Raw genomic sequence first — 20,996 nt, 5'->3', positions numbered from 1 at the left:
CATTTTGGCCGTCAGGTATTACAATAGCGGCTCCCACTTTCCACTCACGAGAACACTCATATGGCCGTCAATTCCCCTCTGCCCGTCGCCTCCGCACTGAAGCCTGTAGCCGGCATCGAAATCGGCTTTGCCGAAGCCGGCATCAAGAAGCCGAACCGCAAGGACGTGCTGGTGATGAAGGTGGCGCCGACCGCCACCGTGTCGGGCGTGTTCACGCTGAACCGCTTCTGCGCCGCGCCGGTGCAGATCGCCAAGGCCCACCTGGCGGCCGCCAAGGAAAGCGGCAAGCCAATCGCCGCGCTGCTGATCAACACCGGCAACGCCAACGCCGGCACCGGCGAGCTGGGTCTGTCGCTGGCCAACGAGACCTGCGCCGCGCTGGCCGCGCAGCTGGGTTGCGAGGCCTCGCAGATCCTGCCGTTTTCCACCGGCGTGATCCTGGAGCCGCTGCCGGCCGCCAAGGTGATCGCCGGCCTGCCGCAAGCGGTGGCCGGCCTGAAGGCCGACAACTGGTACAACGCGGCCGAAGCCATCATGACCACCGACACGCAGCCGAAGGCCGGCTCGCGCACCGTGACCATCGGCGGCCACACCGTCTCCATGAGCGGCATCAGCAAGGGCGCCGGCATGATCAAGCCGAACATGGCCACCATGCTGGGCTACCTGGCGTTCGACGCCAAGGTCGCGCAGCCGGTGCTGGACGTGCTGGTCAAGCAGGTGGCGGACAAGTCGTTCAACTGCATCACCATCGACGGCGACACCTCGACCAACGATTCCTTCATGCTGATCGCCACCGGCGCCGGCACGCTGGAAATCAACTCGGTGGACTCGCCGGAATACGCCGAACTGGCGGCCGCCGTGACCGAGCTGTCGCTGTTCCTGGCGCAGGCCATCGTGCGCGACGGCGAGGGCGCGACCAAGTTCATCACCATCACCGTGGAAGACGGCGCCAGCGTGGAAGAGTGCCGCAAGATCGCCTACTCGATCGGCCACTCGCCGCTGGTCAAGACCGCGTTCTTCGCGTCCGACCCCAACCTGGGCCGCATCCTGGCCGCCATCGGCTACGCGGGCGTCGACGACCTCGATGTCAGCCAGCTCAATCTGTACCTGGACGACGTGTGGGTGGCCAAGAACGGCGGCCGCAATCCGGACTACAAGGAAGAAGACGGCCAGCGCGTGATGAAGCAGAGCGAGATCCTGGTGCGCGTCAAGCTGGCGCGCGGCGCGGCTGCTGCCACGGTCTACACCTGCGACCTGTCGCACGACTATGTGAGCATCAACGCCGACTACCGTTCCTAAGATGGCGACCCCTCTCGAACAATTCCTGGTGCGCGCCGAAGCCTTGCTGGCGCGCGTGGAGGCGGTGCTGCCGCAAGCGCCGCGCGAGCCGGACTGGAAGCTGGGCTTCGCTTTCCGCTGGCGCAAGCGCAACGGCGGCGGTGCCAGCTACCTGCAGGCGGTCGCGCACGTGTCGCCGATCGCGCTGGACGACCTGCAGCACATCGGCCCGCAGAAAGAACAGATCGAGCAGAACACCCGCCAGTTCGTGCAGGGCAGGCCGGCCAACAACGTGCTGCTGACCGGCGCGCGCGGCACCGGCAAGTCATCGCTGATCAAGGCCTGCCTGAACCAGTTCGGCAAGGACGGCCTGCGCCTGATCGAAGTGGACAAGGCCGACCTGGCCGAGCTGCCCGACATCGTCGACATCGTGGCGGGGCGGCCGGAGCGCTTCATCATCTTTTGCGACGACCTGTCGTTCGAGGAGGGCGAGAGCGGCTACAAGGCGCTGAAGGTGGCGCTGGACGGCAGCATCTCGGCGCAGTCGGACAATGTGCTGATCTACGCCACCTCCAACCGCCGCCACCTGATGCCGGAGCGTATGTCCGACAACATGAGCTACAAGCACGACGAGGATGGCGACCTGCATCCGGGCGAGACGGTGGAGGAGAAGATCTCGCTGTCCGAACGCTTCGGCCTGTGGCTGACGTTCTATCCGTTCAAGCAGGATGACTACCTGGCCATCGTCGGCCACTGGCTGTCGTCGCTGGGCTGCACCGAGGCGCAGATCGAGGCTTCGCGCGCCGACGCCTTGCGCTGGGCCTTGCAGCGCGGTTCGCGCTCGGGCCGCGTGGCCTGGCAGTTCGCCAAGGACTTCGCCGGGAAGCAGGCATGAGCGGCGCCCGACCTGTGGACGTCGCGGTCGGCATCCTGATGAAGCCCAACGGCGACGTGCTGCTGGGCCAGCGTCCGGCCGGCAAGCCGTATGAAGGCTATTGGGAATTCCCAGGCGGTAAAGTCGATCCGGGCGAAACCGTGCTGCAAGCGTTGAAGCGCGAGTTCGTCGAAGAGCTGGGCCTGGTCATCAACAGCGCCGAGGAGTGGTGCGGCGTCGAGCACGTGTACGAGCACGCGCATGTGCGGCTGCACTTCTTCATCAGCCGCGACTGGAGCGGCGAGCCGCAAAGCCTGGAGGGCCAGGCCTTCGCATGGCAGGGCGCGGTCGGCGTCGAGCCGCTGCTGCCGGCCACCATTCCGCTGCTGGAGTGGCTGGACATGGTTCGCTACGGCGACCGATGACGCGCTGGTGGCACCGGGCTGGAATGCGCCGGTATCGCCCGGTTAGCAGGAGCTGGACCGCTAACTGAAACTGCCAATGCTTGGATCAAATTCAACATCATCGCCATTCAAGTAATGGTTAAAATGAAATTATCGTGCAATAATGAAATTTCATTTTAATATCATTACTGGAGGGGAAATGTCAAAATGGAAATTTTCTTTGGGACTAGCGCTAGCCTGCTCGATAGGTGCTACCCAAGCAGCAACAGTCGTGTCGGGCGACTTTATCTCGACGCCGACCCATTTCAGCGGCTTTGAGGACTTGCCATGGTTCACCACTAATTTTACGCATATTGAAGACGGGATTGTGGTCTCCCAGATCAATCCTGGTTTTGATATCACGAGCGTATGCGGCATAGAGTGCGGCATGTCTAACGGCAAGTCGTGGTATCCAAATGGCGGCGATATGGGTTATACCGACGTGCGAATGGAGTCCGGCCGGAAATTCGGAAACCTCTCCATGATTGTCGGATCCGGGTTTGGCGACCAGGCGGACTCCATCTATTTTGAACTGGTGAATCAGGGGGCTGTTGTTCAAACTGGCAGTGTTTTGGTTCCGATCGGGAGTTGGCTCGGCTTTTCAGGGAATGATTTTGATGAATTGCGTATTCGCAATGCCGCCCCTGGCACTATTCCCACCAGCTTGATTGGTGGCTATAACGGGCTCGTCGTGGACAGTATCAAGGTCAGCGCACTTCCGGTCCCGGAACCCGCAACATATGGCATGCTGTTGGCTGGTGTTGGCCTGTTGGGAGTGGCTGCACGCCGCCGCCGGGATTAAATTGCTTATACACCGTCGGCAGCACGGCAGTTCGGCGCTGTTCTGCCGTCGGCGGCATTATTCTTCTTCCAGCGGGTCTTTAGGCGGCGCGGCCGGGATGGCGTACTTTTCCTCGGCCCAGGCGCCGAGATCGATTTGCTTGCAGCGTTCCGAGCAGAACGGGCGATATTTATTCTCTTCCTTCCACTCCACTTTGGCGGAGCAGGTAGGGCAGTCAACTACGGTGGCCATGATCAATCTTTAAAAGTTACAGAGGGTGAGCTCGAATGGTACATCATCTTCCAGCGGCTTGGGTTTCAGGTCGCCGCCCTGCGAGGTGAAGCGCACCCACAGCATGTACTTGTTGGCCGAGATCTCCGGGATCGCGCCCAGCGATTCATCCAGCGTCAGCCGCAGCATCTGGTAGACCTTCCCCTGCAACATCTGCTGGTAGCTGCCGGCCACGGCGATCATCTTGACCGGGCCGCCGGAATCGCGCAGCAGGCGCAGCACCAGGCCCAGCGCGTCGAACAGCGGCGCCAGCGGCGCGAACCAGGCGGCGATGTCGTTGAAGCGCTGCTCGGCCGGACGCTTCTGCCACGCGTAGTAGGACGGCAGGTCGAATTCGCAGGCGCCGCCGGGAATGATGGTGCGGCCGCGTATGCTCATCAGCCATTCGTTGTCGCGCACGTTCTGGCCGGTCTTGCCCTGGGCCGCGACCAGCGCGCTGCTCACGCCGTCGAGCTCGGCCAGGATGGCGTCCAGCGTTTCCGCCTGGACGTTGGGATTCATGCGGTAGCCCAGCAGCGATTGGCGCTGGCGCTCCAGTTCCTGCAGCAAATCGGATTTCAGGTCGGCGCGGCCGGCCACCTCCAGCATGTCGAAGATGGTCGCCAACGCGACGTGGTGCTGCATAGGATGTTCTTGGTGCACAAAGAACTTGAATTTCTCGTACAGATCCTCTAATCGCAACAACGTGCGTATGCGCTCGTTGAAAGGATATTCGTAGACAATCAAAATAACATCCCTCTGTAGGTGGACTTGCGATTAATTCCCGTGATTTTGAAGCAAGCCAAGCAAAATTACAAACGTTGCGAAGGTATTGTTGCCGTTCTTTTCGAAAATGCCAGATATAAATCGTGCAGACGGGCGATTTGGGGCGCCAGCGCCTCGATTCCGTCGCCGTTTTCGATAATGTCGTCCGCCGCGTCCAGTCGCTGCTGGCGGCTGGCCTGCGCCGCCATGATGGCGCGGACCTGGCTTTCCGGCAAATTGTTACGCGCCATGACGCGGGCGATTTGCACTTCTTCCGGGCAGTCTACCGCGAGTACGCGTGCGACCCGCGCACGCCAAGTGCCCGATTCCACCAGCAGCGGCACGGCGAAGATGACGTAGCTGCCGGTCGCGGCGGCGGCGGCGGCCAGCGCGGCGTCGCGGATGCGCGGGTGCAGGATGGCTTCCAGGCGGGCCTTGGCGCCGGCGTCGGCGAACACCAGGGCGCGCATGCGGGCGCGGTCGAGCGCGCCGGCGGCGTCGGCGAACTCGGGGCCGAACTCGGCCACGATGGCCGGCATCGCGGCGCCGCCGGGCGCGGTCAGGCTGTGGGCGATCTGGTCGGTGTCGACGATGCTGGCGCCGCGCGCGGCGAACAAGTCGGCCACCGTGCTCTTGCCGCTGCCGATGCCGCCGGTCAGGCCGATGGAGAAGGGCAGTGTGCTCATCGGTGCTTTACAGGTAGGGATAGAAGTTGCGGGTGAAGGCCATGATCGGGTCGCGGTACAGGAAGACGATCAGGCCGGCGGCCGCCAGGTAGGGGCCGAACGGGATCTGGTAGTCGAAGCCGCGGCGGTTGGCGACCATCAGCGCGATGCCGATCACCGAGCCTACCAGCGAGGACATCAGCACGATGGCCGGCAGCATCGCCCAGCCCATCCACGCGCCCAGCGCGGCCAGCAGCTTGAAATCGCCATAGCCCATGCCATCGCGGTGACGCACCAGTTTATACAGCAAATTGACGGACCACAGCGCCATGTAGCCGGCCGCCGCGCCGATGACGGCGTCGCGCAGCGGGACGAAGGTGCCGTCGATATTCATGATCAGGCCGGCCCAGATCAGCGGATAGGTCAAGTCGTCCGGCAGCATCTGGGTGTCGAAGTCGATGAAGGTCATGGCGATCAGCAGGTACAGGAACAGCAGGCCGGACAGGCCGGCCCAGCCGCTGCCGAAGTGCCACACCACCACCGCCGACAGCGCGGCCGTCAACATTTCGATGGCGGGGTAGCGGGCCGAGATCGGCGCCTTGCAGTTGCTGCACTTGCCGCGCAGGACCAGGTAGCTGAGCACCGGGATGTTCTCCAGCGCGGTGATCTGGTGCTGGCAGTGCGGGCAGGCTGAGCGCGGCACCATCAGGTTGTAGCGGTCGGTGTGCGGTTCGTCCTTGCCGGCCTCGACGGCGCAATAGTTGTCCGACTCGCGCTGCATCATCTTCGGCAGGCGGTGGATCACCACGTTCAGGAAGCTGCCGAACAGCAGGCCGAACAGGCCGGCGATCAGGCTCACGGCGAGTTGGCCGGCGGGCGCAAACAACAGGGTCGGTTCAAGCATGGGAGGTCAGGCCGCGTAGATGGTCACAGAGACCCATATTAAAGCATTACAGCAACATTGCGGACGGTTTTTCAGGCATCGAGTCCCTCCTTGGGGGTATGGTAACCAAGTTGGAACTCAGGCAAGGTAGAGAACCTGCCACCCGTGCCGCGGAGTCCGTTCTTGTCCTGCCTTGCCCAGACCCTATTGCTGCTCCTGCTGGGCTGCCTGGTGCTGGCCTGCGTGTGGCGCGCCAGGCGCCGCCATCGCCGGCAGCTGGCGCGGATGGCGGAGCGCGAACGCGCCGCGCTGGTCCTGCAGGATACGCTGTTGCAGAACCTGCAGGGCCTGATCCTGCGCTTCCAGGGCGTGAGCCACCGCCTGCCGGAGGACAGCGCCGAACACGCCACCATCGAGGCCATCCTCGACCAGGCGGACGAGGTGCTGGCCGAGGCGCGCGACCGCATGCTGACGCTGCGCGGCGCGCCCGCCGACGACGGCCCTAGACCACCGAACCGAGCTTGAAGATCGGCAGGTACATGGCCACCACCAGGCCGCCGATCAGCACGCCCAGGATGACCATGATGGCCGGTTCCATCAGGCTCGACAGCGAGGCCACGGCTTCGTCCACTTCCTCCTCGTAGAAGTCGGCCACCTTGCCCAGCATGGCGTCGAGCGAGCCGGACTCCTCGCCGATGGCCACCATCTGCGTCACCATGTTGGGGAACACCTCGGCGTTCTGCATCGCCACCGTCAGGCTGGTGCCGGTGCTGACCTCGTTCTGGATCTTGCGGGTGGCGTCCAGGTAGACCGCGTTGCCGGCCGCGCCGCCCACCGAATCGAGCGACTCGACCAGCGGCACGCCGGCCGCGAACATGGTGGCCAGGGTGCGGGTCCAGCGGGCGATGGTGGCCTTGCGGATCACGTCGCCGAACACGGGCAGGCGCAGCAGCAGGCGGTCCATGAAGCGCTGCATCTGCAGCGAGCGTTGCCAGGCGCGGAAGAAGAAGTAGATCGCCGCGAACAGGCCGCCGAAGATCAGGTACCACCAGGCCACGAAGAATTCCGACAGCGCCATCACGAACAGCGTGGGCGCCGGCAGGTTGGCGCCGAAGCTCTTGAACACTTCCTTGAACGCCGGCACCACCCAGATCATGATCACCGCCGTGACGATGAAGGCCACCGCCAGGATGGACACCGGATACATCAGCGCCGACTTGATCTTGGCCTTCATGGCCAGCGTCTTTTCCTTGTAGATCGCCAGCCGGGTCAGCAGGTCCTCCAGGATGCCGGCCTGTTCGCCGGCGCCCACCAGGTTGCAGAACAGCGGATCGAAGTACAGCGGGAACTTGCGGAACGCCTGGTTGAGGCTGGTGCCGGTCTCGATGTCGGCGCGCAGGTCCATCACCAGCTTGGACACCGACGGATTGGCGTGGCCCTTGCCGACGATGTCGAACGATTGCAGCAGCGGCACGCCGGCCTTCATCATGGTGGCCAGCTGGCGCGTGAACAGCGAGATGTCCTTGTCGGTGATCTTCTTGCCGCTGCGGTAGGCCTTCTTCTTGACCTTGGTGACCATGATGCCCTGGCGGCGCAGGGTGACGTTGACCACGGCCTCGCCGCCGGCGCGCAGCTCGCCGCGCACCGTCTTGCCGCTCTTGTCCTTGCCCTCCCAGGCGAAGATCGATTCCTTGACCTGGTTGCCCGCGTTGCCGGTAGTCGCCATGGCGTTGCTTCCTATTCGTTGGTACAGCCGAGCACTTCTTCAAGGCTGGTCAAGCCGTTCCTGACCTTCACCAGCCCGGACTGGCGCAGCGACTTCACGCCTTCCTCTTCCGACTTGGCGGCGATTTCCATGGAGTTACCGTGCGCCAGGATGATGCTTTCGATGGCGGGCGAGATCGGCATGATCTGGTAGATGCCGACCCGGCCCTTGTAGCCGCCGCCGTTGCAGCGCTCGCAGCCGACCGGGCCGTAGGGCTTCCAGCTGCCGTCCAGCTCATGCTCCTTGAAGCCGGCCTTGAGCAGCAGCTCGTGCGAGATCTCCACCGGCTGCTTGCAGGTGCACAGCCGGCGCGCCAGCCGCTGCGCCGTGATCAGGATCACCGACGAGGCGATGTTGAACGGCGCCACGCCCATGTTCATCAGCCGCGTCAGCGTCGACGGCGCGTCGTTGGTGTGCAGCGTGGAGAACACCATGTGGCCGGTCTGCGCCGCCTTGATGGCGATGTCGGCCGTCTCCAGGTCGCGGATCTCGCCGACCATGATGATGTCCGGATCCTGGCGCAGGAAGGACTTGAGCGCCACCGGGAAGGTCAGGCCGGCCTTGTCGTTGACGTTGACCTGGTTCACGCCCGGCAGGTTGATCTCGGCCGGGTCCTCGGCGGTGGAGATGTTGATGCCGGGCTTGTTGATCACGTTCAGGCAGGTGTACAGCGAGACCGTCTTGCCCGAGCCGGTCGGCCCCGTCACCAGCACCATGCCGTAGGGACGCTGGATGGCGTCGAGCAGCAGCTCCTTCTGGTCCGGGTCGTAGCCGAGCGCGTCGATGCCCATCTGCGCCTGGGTGGCGTCGAGGATACGCATCACGGTCTTCTCGCCGAACAGCGTCGGCAGGGTGGAGATGCGCAGGTCGATGGTCTTGGTGGGCGAGACGATCAGGCGCATGCGGCCGTCCTGCGGGATGCGCTTTTCCGAGATGTCCAGCTTGGCCAGCACCTTGATGCGCGAGACCAGCTTTTCCTTGATCGAGATCGGCGGCTGGGCGTGCTCCATCAGCACGCCGTCAACGCGGAAGCGCACGCGGTAGAACTTCTCGAACGGTTCGAAGTGCAAGTCCGAGGCGCCCATGTTGACCGCGTCCATCAGCATCTTGTTGAGGAAGCGCACCACCGGGGCGTCCTCGACCTCGTTGGCGCCGGCCTCGGCGGCTGCGTTGGCGGCGGCCGAGGCGTCCTCCTCCTCGGCGAACTGGATGTCGGACTCGTCGCCGGCCAGGTCGCTGATGGCCTGCTCGCTGCTCTTGTTCAGGCGCGCCAGCAATTGCAGCAGCGCGTCGTGCGCCACGATGACGGGCTCGACGGTGGACTCGGTCTGGAACTTGATCTGGTCCAGCGCCTGGGTGTTGGTGGGATCGGAAATGGCCACCGACATCTTGTTGCCGCGCTTGGCCAGCGCGATCACGCGCTGCGCCTGCATCAGCTTGTTGTCGATGATCTTGGCCGGCAGCGCCTCGACGTTGAGCGCCTGCACATCCATCAGCGGATAGGCGAAGGTCTCGGAGCAGAACATGGCCAGCGCGCGGGCGTCGATGGCGCCGCTGGCCAGCAGCACGTCGATGAAGGCCAGCTTGTCGGCCACGGATTTTTTTTGCAGCATCTCGGCCTGGGCCGCGGACAGGCGCCCGGCTTGCATCAATGCCCGTGCCAGCCCCGGCATCGGGGCGCCTGGCGCGGCGTTCGGTAGGACTGCTGCCATAGATGCGTCTGCTGGATGGGGGGCGTCGTAAAATGATGCTCTAGGGCATCATATTTGTAAAGCCGTTTGTCGTTTCTTGGAAACGATTGTACTCCCCAATGTTGTATATCCAGCCGGATTAGTGCGTGCGGCGACTACCCGGGCGTATCAATTTGACGACTTTGATCGCCTGGTCGTGGACTTGCACCACCTCGATGATGCAGTTGGCGACCTTGATGCTGATGGGCGCGTCTGGAATTTCTTGCAACAGTTCCAGCAGCAGGCCGTTCAGGGTCTTGGGGCCGTCCAGCGGGAAGCCCAGGCCGAGGCGCTTGTTGATGTCGCGCAGCGCGGTCGAGCCCTCCAGCAGGCACTCGCCCTGCTCGGTCCAGCCGAAGCTGTCCGCGCGGGCCGCGCCCGGCATCGATGTCGTAAATTCACCGATCATTTCCTCGATGATATCGTCCAGGGTGACCAGGCCCTGCACCTCGCCGTACTCGTCGACGATGATGCCCAGCCGTTCCTTGTTCTCCTGGAAGTACTGCAGCTGGGTGAAGACGCCGGTGTCCTGCGGGATGAAGTAGGGCGTGCTGAGCAGCGCGCGGAAATGCTCGACGGTCAGCTCGTCCTCCTGGTTCAGCAGCGCCACCGCCTTGCGCACGTGCAGGATGCCGATGATGCGGTTGATCTCGCCCTCGTAGACGGGCAGCTTGTTGTGGTAGCAGGTGGTCAGCTCGCGCTTGATCTCGTCGACCGTCAGCTCCAGGTTCAGCGCCTCGATCTGCGAGCGGGGCGTCATGATGTCCTCGACCGAGATGGTCTCCAGGTCGAACAGGTTGAGCAGGATGCTCTTGTGCTTTTGCGGGATGAAATTGCCGCCCTCCAGCACGATCGAGCGCAGCTCCTCCGGCGACAGGCGGGCCTCGTGGGCGTGGGCGCCGGCCTTGATGCGGAACAGCTTGAGCACCAGCGAGACGAACAGGTTGACGAACCAGATCACCGGCTTGGCCAGCGCCATCAGCGGCTTGAGCACCATGCTGGTGGGCAGGGCGATGCGTTCCGGGAAGGTGGCGCCGATCACCTTGGGCGAGATTTCCGCGAACACGATCAGCAGGAAGGCCACCACGCCGGTGGAGATGGTGATGACGTTGTCGTCGTGGCCGAAGGTCTGGATGGCGATGGCGGTGACCAGGGCGGTGGCCATGGCGTTGATCAGCGTGTTGGCGATCAGCACCAGCGACAGCAGCTTATCGGTGCGGTCGAGCAGCCACAGCGTGGTGATGGCGCGGCGGCTGCCGCGTTTGGCCATATGGCGCAGGCGATAGCGGTTGGCCGCCATCAGGGCGGTTTCGGCCATGGCGAAGAAGGCCGAGCACAGTATCAGGAGGGCGAGCGCCAGAAATTGCGCCCAAAACGGCACGGTATCCAAGGGTCACCGTAAAGAATCTTGCGTGGGAAACTGGTCGGCCTGATCACAGCACCGGCCCAGACGGCATGGCCCAAAACGCGGCCACAGAGTGTCGAATTCTAAGGCAAGCTTGGCTTCCATGCAAGTTGGGGTCAAGTCTGACATTCGGACACGAGCTCTGCCGTAGCGGCCGCTAGGGCAGAGCTCGTGTCCGAATGTCAGACTTGACCCCAATTTTTTTGCAGCATCAAAGCCAGGGCGGCGATGGGGGCGCCGTTTTCCTGGCGGGCGGTCAGCGGCTCGGCGGCCTTGAGCTGGAAACCGGTCTCGGCGGCCAGGCGTTGCAGGTAGGCTTGTGTGTGGGCGTAGCGGTTCGAGGGGCGCAGCGTGTAGTCGGCGCCTTCGCCCGCTTCCACCGTGAAGCAGAAGTGGCCGCCATCGCGCAGCGCGCGGTGCACGCCCGCGAAGACCGGCGCCAGGTCGCCGATGTAGACGAACACATCGGCCGCCACCGCCAGGTCCCAGGCGTCGCGCTGGCCGTCGAGATAGGCGCTCAGGTCGTCGCAGGCGAGGCTGTCGTACAGCCCGCGCTCGGCGGCCTTGTCCAGCATCTGCCGCGACAGGTCCACGCCCGCCAGCTTGCCCGCGTAGGCTTTCAGGTAGGGGCCGCACAGGCCGGTGCCGCAGCCCAGGTCCAGCGTGTCGAACGTGCCGGGGCCGACGGTGCGGCGGATCAGCCCGTCCAGATACGACGGCGTTTGATAGTCCAGCACCTCCACCAGGTGCTGGTCGAAGTGGTTGGCGTACTGGTCGAATAGCGAGCGGACGTAGTCGGCCGGCAGCGCGGCCGGCGTCTCGCCCGCGCCCACCGACGCCAGCGCGAAGGCGATGGTCTCGGGATTGTCGCCGTGCGCCAGCGCGGCGCGGTAGGCGGCGATGGCCTCGTCGTTGCGCCCCATCGAACGCAGCGTGTTGCCGCGCGCGTAGTGGGCCAGCGCGTAGTCCGGCTTGAGCGCCAGCGCCTGGTCGTAGCTGTCCAGCGCCGCGTCGAAGATGCCCAGCCGGTGCATGGCCGCGCCCTGGCCGTTGTAGGCCTCGGCCCATCGCGGACGCAGGTGGATGGCGCGGTCGTAGCTTTCTACCGCTTCCGGCAGCATGCGCAGGCAGTGCAGCGCGTTGCCGCGCGCGAACCAGGCGTCGGCGTTGCGGCTTTGCAGGTTGAGCGCGTCTTCCGCCGCGCCCAGCGCGTCGAGGTAGCGGCCCTGGTCCTGCAGCACGATGGCGCGGTTGCAGTGCGCTTCGGCGTAGGACGGCTGGATCGCCAGCGCGCGCTGATAACTGGGCAGCGCTTCGTCGAGCCGCCCCAGCCGGCGCAATGCGTTGCCGCGATTGCTCCAGGCCATGGCGTAGTCGGGCAGCAGGGCGAGGGCGCGCTCGTGGCTGGCCAGCGCCTCGTCGGCGCGGCCGGCGTCGAGCAGCGCCACGCCGAGATTGCAATGCGCCTTGGCCTGCGCGCCATCGACCGCGATCGCTTGCGAGATCAACGCGATGGCCGCCTGCGCATCGCCCTGCTGGCGCGCGATCACGCCCAGCAGATGCAGCGCGTCGAACTGGCGCGGGTCGAGTTCCAGCACCTGGCGGTACAGCGCCTGCGCCGGTTCCAGCCGTCCCTGTTGGTGCAGTTCGACGGCTTGTTGCAGAAAGGACGCGATCAGCGCCGAATGAGTTCCGTTCATGGTGTGCGCATCTTAGCCGAAGCGCGGCCGGCGCGGCTGAAATCTCTCCGCCTGTATTTTTTTGATAAGCTTGTCAGACATGGTAGTATTTTTTATAAATCAAAAGACCCGGGGGTGAAAATGAAGAAAATGCTGTCCGGCGCGATCTGCGCACTCTTGCCGTTGATGGCCAGGGCCGAAGCGCCCGCGCTGATACCGATCCAGGCTTTCGTGCAGGAAGAGCAGTACTACAATCCGCGCATCTCGCCCGACGGCAAGCATCTGGCTGTGACCACGCAGGTACCGGTCGGCGGGCGCACGGTGCCGATGCTATCGTTTTACAGCCTGCCAGCCATGCAGCTCGAAAGCACGGTGCGGATGCCGTTGTTCATCGTGCCGGTCGACTACTACTGGTCCAGCAATACCCGCCTGGTCGTCGAGGAGGGCGAGGAAGTGGGTTCCCGCGAGCGCCCGGAGCGGACCGGCGAAATCGTGGCGATGGATTATGACGGCGCGCATCAGATCTATATGCACGGCTACCAGATGATCAGCTTGTCCAAGCAGGGCACGCGTTACGGCAACGACCGGGCGTATGCCACGGTTGTCAATTTGCCGGCGGTGCGCAATAGTCATGTGCTGATCGGCAGCTATCCATGGGACCACGAATACAGCGCGCTGTACGATTTCGACAGCCGCAACGCGATCCGCAAGCTGGTGGCCGAGTTGCCGTCCCCGAATGCGGATTTCGTCGTGCGAAATGACGGAAAGCCGGCCTACGCGCACGCCGCGGACCTGGAGGGCTACAGCCAACTCTGGCACTTTGACGACGTCGCGCAAAAATGGAGTGTCGACACGCAGCCCAAGGGTGTGCAGCTGTTCCCCGAGGCGTTCAGCGCCGACGACAAGGAATTCGTGGGCCGGTATTCGGAGAACGGCGGAGTGAAGAAGCTGGTGCGCCAGAACGTGGCCACCGGCCAGCGTGCGGTGATCGCGGAGGATGCGCAGGGCAACCTTGGCGAGACGATGTATGGTTCAAGCCGCACGCTGCCGATAGGCGTGTTCACCAGCTCCGGCCGGCCGCGCATGATGTATCTCGATCCATCCCATCCGGATGCGCTCTTGCACCGGGACTTGAGCACCCAGTTCCCGGACGCGACGGTCACGCTGGCCGGCGCCACCGACGACGGCAACACCTTGCTGGCGGTGGTGCAAAGCGACCGCGACCCCGGCATGGTCTATCTCTACGACCGCAAGGCGAACAAGGCCGATCTGCTGCTGACCTATAAGGCCGCGATCGATCCGGACGCCATGGCGCCGCGCCTGCCCATCAGCTTTACGGCGCGCGACGGACTGCGTATCGACGGCTATCTGACGATGCCGGTAACCAAGGGCGATGCAAAGCCGCCGCTGATCCTGATTCCGCATGGCGGCCCGCACGGCCCTTTCGACACCTGGTATTTCGACACCGATGCGCAGTTCCTGGCCAGCCGCGGCTATGCCGTGCTGCAGGTGAACTATCGTGGCTCCGGAGGGCGCGGCAACAAATTCGAAAGGGCCGGCTATCGCCAATGGGGCGGCAAGATCATGGACGATCTGGTCGACGGCGTGCAGTGGGCGGTGGGGCAGGGCAAGGTGGACGGCTCGCGCATGTGCGTGTATGGCGCCAGCTTCGGCGGCTACGCGGCGCTGATGCTGGCCGCGCGCGAACCGGACCTGTTCAAATGCGCGGTCGGCTATGCGGGCGTCTATGAATTGCCGCTGCTGCTGAAGGAAGACGCGGGCAAGGGCAACGTCCGTTACCAGAGCGTGACGAAACGGTATATCGGCGAGGATGCGGCCGAGCTGGCGCGCTTCTCGCCCACCCAGCGGGCCGGGGCGATCAAGGCCGGGGTGCTGTTGATCCACGGGGGGAAAGACAAGCGCGCGCCGAAGGAGCACGCCTTCCTCATGAAGGCCGCGCTGGAAAAAGCCGGACATCCGCCCGAGTGGGACTACGTCGACTACGAAGGCCACGGCTTCTACGATACCGCCAACAGGACCGAGGTCTATCAGCGCATGGAGACCTTCTTCGCCAAGTACCTCGGCAAACCCAAGTAATCAGCTGCCGCGATAGGTCGAATACGCCCACGGCGAGACGACCAGCGGCACGTGGTAATTCTGGTCGGCGCTGGCGATGCCGAAAGCCAGCGTCACCTCGTCGATGAAGCGCGGCTCGGGCAGGTCCACGCCCTGCGCGGCGAAATAGGCGCCGGCGCCGAACACCAGCTCATACTTCCCCGGCTTCATGGTCGGGCCCTCCAGCAGCGGCACGGCGCAGCGGCCGTCGGCGTTGGTGACGTCGGTCTTGATCAACTCGCGGCCCTGCGCCGTGACGGCGTACAAGGCCACCTTGACGCCGGCGCCCGGCTTGCCGACGGTAATATCGAGAACGTGTGTACTAAGCTTGCCCATGGTAAGTCCTATATCGGTAGGTGATGAGTATCTATTGGACAAATCATATACCGATGCCGTTCTACGCATATATGATTGCAGATATATTCCTCATAGACTAGCCAGCGCCATGACCAACTACGACAACTATCCGCGCGACTTGATCGGCTACGGCCCGAAGCCGCCGCACGCCCAGTGGCCCAACCGGGCCCGCGTGGCCCTGCAATTCGTCCTCAATTACGAAGAGGGCGGCGAGAACAACGTGCTGCACGGCGATGCCGGCTCCGAGACCTTCCTGTCCGAGATCATCGGCGCTGCCTCGTTCGGCAACCGCCACATGAGCATGGAATCGATCTACGAGTACGGCTCGCGCGCCGGCTTGTGGCGCCTGCTGCGCATGTTCGAGGAGCGCAAGCTGCCGCTGACGATCTTCGGCGTCTCGATGGCGCTCAAGCGCAACCCCGAGGCGGTGGCCGCGTTCCAGCAGCTGGGCCACGAAATCGCCTGCCACGGCCTGCGCTGGATCACCTACCAGAACATGGACGAAGCCACCGAGCGCGCCCACATGCAGGAGGCGGTGCAGATCATCCGCGAGCTGACCGGCAGCGCGCCGCAGGGCTGGTACACCGGCCGCGATTCGCCGCAGACCAAGCGCCTGGTGGTGGAACACGGCGGCTTCCGCTACGACGCCGACAACTACAGCGACGACCTGCCATTCTGGCAAAAGGTGGACTACACTGATGCGGAGGGCAAGGCCGCCGTGGCGCCGCAGCTGATCGTGCCGTACACGCTCGACACCAACGACATGCGCTTCGCCGCCGCGCAGGGCTTCAACTCCGGCACGCAGTTCTTCGACTACCTGAAGGATGCCTTCGATGTGCTGTACGCCGAGGGCGACCCGGCAGGCCTGAACCAGCCGAAGATGCTGTCGATCGGCCTGCACTGCCGCATCGTCGGCCGGCCGGCGCGCGCGGCGGCGCTGGCGCGCTTCCTCGACTACGTGCAAAAGCACGATAACGTGTGGATCACCCGCCGTATCGATATCGCCGAGCACTGGCGCAAAACCCATCCCTTCGCAGGTTGAGGCCAAGATGTCCGAACCGATTCGTTTTTACTACCGTGGCGCAGTGCAGGAGATCTCCGGCGCCGCGCCCACGCGCACCGTGCTCCAGCACCTGCGCGAGGATCTGCATTGCACCGGCACCAAGGAAGGCTGCGCCGAAGGCGATTGCGGCGCCTGCACCGTGGTGGTGGGCAGCCTGAACGCCGCCGGCCAACTGGAGATGAAGGCCGTGAACTCCTGCATCCAGTTCGCGCCGACGCTGGACGGCAAGGCGCTGTTCACCGTCGAAGACCTGCAGCAGCCGGACGGCGCGCTGCATCCGGTGCAGCAGGCGATGGTGGAATGCCATGGCTCGCAGTGCGGCTTCTGCACGCCGGGTTTCGTCATGTCCCTGTGGGGCATGTACCTCGACAAGGACGGCCAGCCCGCCCAGCGCAAGGAAATCGACGACTGCCTGTCCGGTAACCTGTGCCGCTGCACCGGCTACCGTCCCATCATCGACGCCGCGCACCGCATGACCGAACTGCCGAAGGTCGGCTTCGACCGCGCCGCGCTGGCCGAACAGCTGCGCGCCCTGCAGCGCGACGCCGGCGCCAGCTACAGCGCGCACGGCCAGACCTTCCACGCGCCGCGCACCCTGGACGAGCTGGTGGCGCTGCGCGCCGCGCATCCGAAAGCCACGCTGCTGTCGGGGTCCACCGACGTCGGCCTGTGGGTCACCAAACAGATGCGCGACCTTGGCGACATCATTTATCTCGGCCATGTCACCGCGCTGCAAACCGTCGGCGAGGCGGATGGCATGTTGCAGATCGGCGCCGGCGTGTCGCTCAACGATGCGTACGAGGCCTTGTGCCGCCTGTATCCGTCGCAGCTGGGCGAGATGTGGCAGCGCTTCGCGTCGCTGCCGATCCGTAACGCCGGCACCCTGGGCGGCAACGTCGCCAACGGCTCGCCGATCGGCGATTCGATGCCGTGGATGATAGCCGTCGGCAGCGAAGTGGTGCTGCGCGGCCCGGCCGGCGAGCGCGTGATGCCGCTGGAAGCGTTCTATCTCGACTATCAGAAGAAGGACATGCGGCCCGACGAATTCGTGGCCGCCGTGCGCGTGCCGCTGCCGCGCGAGGGCGTGCAGTTCCGCACCTACAAGCTGGCCAAGCGCTTCGACCAGGATATCTCGGCCGTCTGCGCCGCGTTCGCATTCAAGCTTGATGGCGATCAGATCGTCGACGCCCGCATCGCCTTCGGCGGCATGGCCGCCACGCCGCGCCGGGCCGCCCGCGCGGAGGCCTCGCTGAACGGCTTGCGTTGGAACGAAGCCAATCTGCGCGTGGCGATGGACATGCTGGCGCAGGACTTCGCGCCGCTGTCGGACATGCGCGCCTCCAGCATCTACCGCATGCAGACGGCGCAGAACCTGCTGCGCCGCTTCTGGTTCGAAACCCGCGCCGACGCGCCGCTGGCGGCCGATGCCGTCAACGCCTTCGCCTGCCGCGCTTGAAAGGAGCCATCATGAATCAACCAGTCGCTCCCTCGCTGCTTGCCGCGCAGGCGTGGAAGGCGGTCGGCGTCGCCCGACCGCACGAATCGGCCGAGCTGCACGTGCTTGGCCAGGCCACCTACACCGACGATATCCCCGAGCTGCAAGGCACGCTGCATGCGGCGCTGGGCCTGTCGTCCAAGGCGCACGCGCGCATCAATGCGATGGACCTGTCGCCGGTGCGCAGTTCGCCCGGCGTGGTGGCGGTCTACACCGCCGAGGATATCGTCGGCACCAACGACTGCGGTCCGATCATCCACGACGATCCCATCCTGAGCGCCGGTGAGGTGATGTACGTCGGCCAGCCTATCTTCATCGTCATCGCCGACACGCACGACAACGCCCGCCGCGCCGCGCGCCGCGCCGTGATCGGTTACGACGAGCTGCCGGCCATCTTCACGCCGCAGGAAGCGAAGGCGGCGCAGTCGTATGTGCTGCCGCCCATGCATCTTAAGCGTGGCGATTTTCAGGCCGCGTTCGAGCAGGCGCCCAATGTGGTCAAGGGCCAGTTGTTCGTCGGCGGCCAGGAGCAGTTCTACCTGGAGGGCCAGATCGCCTACGCGATTCCGAAGGAAGATCACGGCATGCTGGTGCAGTGCTCGACGCAGCATCCGAGCGAGATGCAGCACGTGGTCGCGCATGCGCTGGGCGTGCATTCGCACAAGGTGCAGGTTGAATGCCGCCGCATGGGCGGAGGCTTCGGCGGCAAGGAGTCGCAGTCGGCGCTGTGGGCGGCTTCGGCCAGCATCGCGGCGGCCAAGCTGCGCCGCCCGGTCAAGCTGCGTGCGGACCGCGACGACGACATGCTCGTCACCGGCAAGCGCCATTGCTTCTTCTACGAATATGAAGTCGGCTACGACGACGGCGGCAAGATCCTCGCCGCCAAGGTCGACATGACCTTGCGCGCCGGCTTCTCGGCGGATTTGTCCGGCCCCGTGGCCACGCGTGCGGTCTGCCACTTCGATAACACATACTATCTGTCGGACGTGGACATCCGCGCCGGCTGCGGCAAGACCAACACCCAGTCGAATACCGCCTTCCGCGGCTTCGGTGGTCCGCAGGGCGCGATCGCCATCGAGTACATTGTCGACGAAATCGCCCGCAACCTGGGGCGCGACGCGCTGGACATCCGCCGCCTGAACTTCTACGGCAAGACTGAGCGCAACGTCACGCCGTACGGCCAGGAGATCGTCGACAACGTGATCGAAGCGTTGACGGCGGAGTTGGAACAAACCAGCGAGTACCGCGCCCGTCGCGCCGCCATCGAAGCCTACAACGCCACCAGTCCCGTGCTGAAAAAGGGACTGGCGATGACGCCACTGAAGTTCGGCATCGCCTTCAACGTCACGCACCTGAACCAGGCGGGCGCGCTGGTGCATGTGTACGTGGACGGTTCGGTGCTGGTCAACCACGGCGGCACGGAGATGGGGCAGGGCATCAACACCAAGGTGATGCAGGTGGTGGCGCATGAACTGGGCCTTGACCTGGATCACGTGCGCGCCACCGCCACCGATACCAGCAAGGTCGCCAACACCTCGGCGACGGCCGCCTCCACCGGGGCGGACTTGAACGGCAAGGCCGCGCAGGACGCCGCGCGCCAGATCCGCGAACGCCTGGCCGCCTTCGCCGTCAAGCTGTATGGCGACGAGGACGGCGTGGCGGTGCAGTTCTTCGACAACGCGGTGCATGTGAATGGCCATGTGGTGCCGTTCGCGGAGCTGGTGCAGCGCGCCTACCTGGCCCGCGTGCAGCTGTGGTCCGACGGTTTCTACGCCACGCCCGGCCTGCACTGGGATCCAAAGACGATGAACGGCCACCCGTTCTCGTACTACGCCTACGGCGCCGCCGTCTCCGAAGTGGTGGTCGATACGTTGACCGGCGAATGGAAGCTGCTGCGCGCGGACGCGCTGTACGACGCCGGCCGTTCGCTCAACCCGGCCATCGACCTGGGTCAGGTGGAGGGCGCGTTCATACAGGGCATGGGCTGGCTCACCACCGAGCAGCTGTGGTGGAACCCGGCCGGCAAGCTGATGACGCACGCGCCGTCGACGTACAAGATTCCGGGCGTGTCCGACTGCCCGGAGGACTTCCGTGTGCGGCTGTTCGACAACGGCAACGTCGAGGACAGCATCCACCGCTCCAAGGCCGTGGGCGAGCCGCCGCTGCTGCTGCCGTTCTCGGTGTTCTTCGCGATCCGCGATGCGATTTCCGCCGTCGGCGGGCATCGCGTGAATCCGCCGCTGAATGCTCCGGCGACCAGCGAGGAAATCCTGCGCGCGGTGTCCATCGTGGAAATGTCTGCTTGAGGATATCGGCATGAACGAGTGGCTGACAACTGTGATGGCGGAACCGGCGGTGCTGGTGACGGTGGCGATCGTGGAGGGCTCCGGCCCGCGCGAACCCGGCGCCCGCATGCTGGTCACGGCGGGCGGCCAGGTCGATACCATCGGCGGCGGCCATCTGGAGATGTGCGCGGTCGATGTTGGCCGCAGCATGTTGAGGAGCGCCGCCAAGTTGCCCGAGGGCGTGCACGCGCGGCTGGAGCGTTACGCGCTTGGTCCCACGCTGGGTCAGTGCTGCGGCGGCGTGGTCCATCTTGCGTTCGAATTGATCGACGCATCGTTGGCCGAGGTGGTGGCCAGCCTGCGCAAGCGCTGGCGCGAGGACAGCTGGCGCCTCAGCGCCATCGACGGTACGCCGGTGTCGCTGCTGCTCGACGCCGACGGCGCTGTGGTCGCCGGCGCAAGCGCGAGCGGCGGCGATGCGCTCCCCTCCAACCATCCTGCGGTGTTCGGCCCCGCATTCCCCGCTATCGATCACCAGCGCGGCACCCACATCCTGCGCGACACCGCCGGCCGCCGCTGGCTGGCCGATCCCTGCCTGGCTCCGCGCGCGCACTTGCTGCTGTTCGGCGCCGGCCATGTCGGCGCGGCCATCGTCCGCATGCTGGGCGAACTTCCGTGCACCGTCACCTGGATCGACGAGCGCGAAGACATGTTCCCGCCAACGATACCGGCCAACGTCACCGTCGAAGCCACCGACGCGCCGGAAGCCCTGGTGGCCAGTGCCCCCGCCGGCGCAAGCTATCTGGTGATGACCCACAGCCACGCGCTGGACCAGCGCCTCAGCGAAGCGATCCTGGCCCGCCCCGATGTCGGCTGGTTCGGCCTGATCGGCTCCAAGACCAAGCGTGTGCAGTTCGAACGCCGCATGGCCGCTCGCGGCCTGCCGGAAGACCGCATCGCCGCCATGGTCTGCCCGATCGGCATCGCCGGCATCACCAACAAACTGCCGGCCGCGATCGCCGCCTCCGTCTGCGCGCAATTGCTGACGGTGTGGGAAGCGCAGCAGACCGCCGCACTCGAAACCAAGGCCGCGCCGGTGCGCCTGGCCGCATCGCGCTAGAATCAGCAATCCTCTTCAGGACA

At 64.9% G+C, this 20,996-nt stretch carries 19 protein-coding genes; 10 read left to right on the top strand and 9 right to left on the bottom strand.

The features are described from left to right. Positions 1–60: 60 nt before the first annotated feature. The 4 genes from argJ (at position 61) to HUX88_RS32120 (ending at position 3,397) form a co-directional block, all read left to right on the top strand. Positions 61–1,299 carry a bifunctional glutamate N-acetyltransferase/amino-acid acetyltransferase ArgJ gene (gene argJ, locus HUX88_RS06150; protein ID WP_117013053.1) on the top strand — a complete coding sequence of 413 codons (1,239 nt, stop codon included), beginning with the start codon at positions 61–63 and terminating at the stop codon, positions 1,297–1,299. A 1-nt stretch (position 1,300) separates the two neighbouring features. After that, a complete protein-coding gene (locus HUX88_RS06145; RefSeq protein ID WP_176361180.1) occupies positions 1,301–2,173 on the top strand; it encodes an ATP-binding protein in 873 nt (290 codons plus the stop codon). Further along, positions 2,170–2,577 carry an NUDIX domain-containing protein gene (locus HUX88_RS06140; protein WP_117013055.1) on the top strand — a complete coding sequence of 136 codons (408 nt, stop codon included), beginning with the start codon at positions 2,170–2,172 and terminating at the stop codon, positions 2,575–2,577. Before HUX88_RS06145 ends, HUX88_RS06140 begins: the two co-directional genes overlap by 4 nt. Before the next feature lie 142 nt (positions 2,578–2,719). Further along, positions 2,720–3,397, top strand: a complete 678-nt coding sequence (locus tag HUX88_RS32120; RefSeq protein WP_229213531.1) for a PEP-CTERM sorting domain-containing protein — start codon at positions 2,720–2,722, stop codon at positions 3,395–3,397. Positions 3,398–3,454: 57 nt separating this feature from the next. Here HUX88_RS32120 and yacG read toward each other — a convergent pair whose 3' ends face one another. The 4 genes from yacG to HUX88_RS06115 form a co-directional block, all read right to left on the bottom strand. Beyond that, positions 3,455–3,628: a DNA gyrase inhibitor YacG gene (yacG, locus tag HUX88_RS06130; RefSeq protein WP_090316479.1), complete on the bottom strand. Its 174-nt coding sequence runs from the start codon at positions 3,626–3,628 to the stop codon at positions 3,455–3,457. Between the two features lie 9 nt (positions 3,629–3,637). After that, the gene (zapD, locus tag HUX88_RS06125; RefSeq protein WP_117013056.1) at positions 3,638–4,393 is read right to left on the bottom strand and encodes a cell division protein ZapD; all 756 of its coding nucleotides are present in this window, start codon (positions 4,391–4,393) and stop codon (positions 3,638–3,640) included. A gap of 65 nt (positions 4,394–4,458) precedes the next feature. Further along, a complete protein-coding gene (coaE, locus tag HUX88_RS06120; RefSeq protein ID WP_117013057.1) occupies positions 4,459–5,097 on the bottom strand; it encodes a dephospho-CoA kinase in 639 nt (212 codons plus the stop codon). 7 nt (positions 5,098–5,104) lie between these two features. Continuing rightward, positions 5,105–5,980: an A24 family peptidase gene (locus tag HUX88_RS06115; RefSeq protein ID WP_117013058.1), complete on the bottom strand. Its 876-nt coding sequence runs from the start codon at positions 5,978–5,980 to the stop codon at positions 5,105–5,107. A 162-nt stretch (positions 5,981–6,142) separates the two neighbouring features. On the opposite strand from HUX88_RS06115, the gene HUX88_RS06110 reads away from it, so the two are divergent. Further along, positions 6,143–6,484, top strand: coding sequence for a hypothetical protein (locus HUX88_RS06110; protein ID WP_147330378.1), 342 nt, complete (start codon positions 6,143–6,145; stop codon positions 6,482–6,484). On the opposite strand, the gene HUX88_RS06105 is transcribed toward HUX88_RS06110, so the two are convergent. The 4 genes from HUX88_RS06105 to HUX88_RS06090 form a co-directional block, all read right to left on the bottom strand. Then, on the bottom strand, positions 6,462–7,685 hold the full coding sequence (locus tag HUX88_RS06105; RefSeq protein ID WP_117013060.1) for a type II secretion system F family protein: 1,224 nt from the start codon (positions 7,683–7,685) through the stop codon (positions 6,462–6,464). The two genes, HUX88_RS06110 and HUX88_RS06105, sit on opposite strands and share 23 nt — an antisense overlap. An 11-nt stretch (positions 7,686–7,696) precedes the next feature. After that, on the bottom strand, positions 7,697–9,436 hold the full coding sequence (pilB, locus tag HUX88_RS06100; RefSeq protein ID WP_176361179.1) for a type IV-A pilus assembly ATPase PilB: 1,740 nt from the start codon (positions 9,434–9,436) through the stop codon (positions 7,697–7,699). A 118-nt stretch (positions 9,437–9,554) separates the two neighbouring features. Then, positions 9,555–10,844: an HlyC/CorC family transporter gene (locus tag HUX88_RS06095; RefSeq protein ID WP_117013062.1), complete on the bottom strand. Its 1,290-nt coding sequence runs from the start codon at positions 10,842–10,844 to the stop codon at positions 9,555–9,557. A 197-nt stretch (positions 10,845–11,041) separates the two neighbouring features. Beyond that, a complete protein-coding gene (locus HUX88_RS06090) occupies positions 11,042–12,559 on the bottom strand; it encodes a tetratricopeptide repeat protein (RefSeq protein ID WP_176361178.1) in 1,518 nt (505 codons plus the stop codon). Between the two features lie 120 nt (positions 12,560–12,679). Here HUX88_RS06090 and HUX88_RS06085 point away from each other — a divergent pair, with 120 nt between their 5' ends. Then, on the top strand, positions 12,680–14,635 hold the full coding sequence (locus HUX88_RS06085; protein ID WP_158568771.1) for a S9 family peptidase: 1,956 nt from the start codon (positions 12,680–12,682) through the stop codon (positions 14,633–14,635). On the opposite strand, the gene uraH is transcribed toward HUX88_RS06085, so the two are convergent. Further along, positions 14,636–14,989, bottom strand: coding sequence for a hydroxyisourate hydrolase (uraH, locus tag HUX88_RS06080; protein WP_117013065.1), 354 nt, complete (start codon positions 14,987–14,989; stop codon positions 14,636–14,638). Positions 14,990–15,098: 109 nt separating this feature from the next. On the opposite strand from uraH, the gene puuE reads away from it, so the two are divergent. Genes puuE through xdhC form a run of 4 tightly spaced genes read left to right on the top strand, consistent with a single transcriptional unit; the run spans position 15,099 to position 20,973 of the window. Further along, positions 15,099–16,052 carry an allantoinase PuuE gene (gene puuE / locus HUX88_RS06075; RefSeq protein ID WP_117013066.1) on the top strand — a complete coding sequence of 318 codons (954 nt, stop codon included), beginning with the start codon at positions 15,099–15,101 and terminating at the stop codon, positions 16,050–16,052. Between the two features lie 7 nt (positions 16,053–16,059). Beyond that, entirely contained in the window at positions 16,060–17,529 is a 1,470-nt protein-coding gene (gene xdhA / locus HUX88_RS06070) for a xanthine dehydrogenase small subunit (RefSeq protein ID WP_176361177.1), read from the top strand. A gap of 11 nt (positions 17,530–17,540) precedes the next feature. Then, entirely contained in the window at positions 17,541–19,874 is a 2,334-nt protein-coding gene (xdhB, locus tag HUX88_RS06065) for a xanthine dehydrogenase molybdopterin binding subunit (protein WP_176361176.1), read from the top strand. Positions 19,875–19,884: 10 nt separating this feature from the next. Continuing rightward, positions 19,885–20,973: a xanthine dehydrogenase accessory protein XdhC gene (xdhC, locus tag HUX88_RS06060; protein ID WP_176361175.1), complete on the top strand. Its 1,089-nt coding sequence runs from the start codon at positions 19,885–19,887 to the stop codon at positions 20,971–20,973. Positions 20,974–20,996: the final 23 nt, after the last annotated feature.

Source organism: Duganella sp. BJB1802, assembly GCF_013369445.1.
In the GTDB taxonomy this organism is placed as follows: Bacteria; Pseudomonadota; Gammaproteobacteria; order Burkholderiales; family Burkholderiaceae_D; genus Rugamonas; species Rugamonas vulcania_A.
This window is presented reverse-complemented; position numbering and strand designations above follow the sequence as displayed.

Coding starts and splice junctions, on each gene's coding strand:
- argJ (WP_117013053.1), top strand. CDS start 61: ATGGCCGTCAATTCCCCTCTGCCCGTCGCCTCCGCACTGAAGCCTGTA.
- HUX88_RS06145 (WP_176361180.1), top strand. CDS start 1,301: ATGGCGACCCCTCTCGAACAATTCCTGGTGCGCGCCGAAGCCTTGCTG.
- HUX88_RS06140 (WP_117013055.1), top strand. CDS start 2,170: ATGAGCGGCGCCCGACCTGTGGACGTCGCGGTCGGCATCCTGATGAAG.
- HUX88_RS32120 (WP_229213531.1), top strand. CDS start 2,720: ATGAAATTTCATTTTAATATCATTACTGGAGGGGAAATGTCAAAATGG.
- yacG (WP_090316479.1), bottom strand. CDS start 3,628: ATGGCCACCGTAGTTGACTGCCCTACCTGCTCCGCCAAAGTGGAGTGG.
- coaE (WP_117013057.1), bottom strand. CDS start 5,097: ATGAGCACACTGCCCTTCTCCATCGGCCTGACCGGCGGCATCGGCAGC.
- HUX88_RS06115 (WP_117013058.1), bottom strand. CDS start 5,980: ATGCTTGAACCGACCCTGTTGTTTGCGCCCGCCGGCCAACTCGCCGTG.
- HUX88_RS06105 (WP_117013060.1), bottom strand. CDS start 7,685: ATGGCGACTACCGGCAACGCGGGCAACCAGGTCAAGGAATCGATCTTC.
- pilB (WP_176361179.1), bottom strand. CDS start 9,436: ATGGCAGCAGTCCTACCGAACGCCGCGCCAGGCGCCCCGATGCCGGGG.
- HUX88_RS06090 (WP_176361178.1), bottom strand. CDS start 12,559: ATGAACGGAACTCATTCGGCGCTGATCGCGTCCTTTCTGCAACAAGCC.
- HUX88_RS06085 (WP_158568771.1), top strand. CDS start 12,680: ATGAAGAAAATGCTGTCCGGCGCGATCTGCGCACTCTTGCCGTTGATG.
- uraH (WP_117013065.1), bottom strand. CDS start 14,989: ATGGGCAAGCTTAGTACACACGTTCTCGATATTACCGTCGGCAAGCCG.
- puuE (WP_117013066.1), top strand. CDS start 15,099: ATGACCAACTACGACAACTATCCGCGCGACTTGATCGGCTACGGCCCG.
- xdhA (WP_176361177.1), top strand. CDS start 16,060: ATGTCCGAACCGATTCGTTTTTACTACCGTGGCGCAGTGCAGGAGATC.
- xdhB (WP_176361176.1), top strand. CDS start 17,541: ATGAATCAACCAGTCGCTCCCTCGCTGCTTGCCGCGCAGGCGTGGAAG.
- xdhC (WP_176361175.1), top strand. CDS start 19,885: ATGAACGAGTGGCTGACAACTGTGATGGCGGAACCGGCGGTGCTGGTG.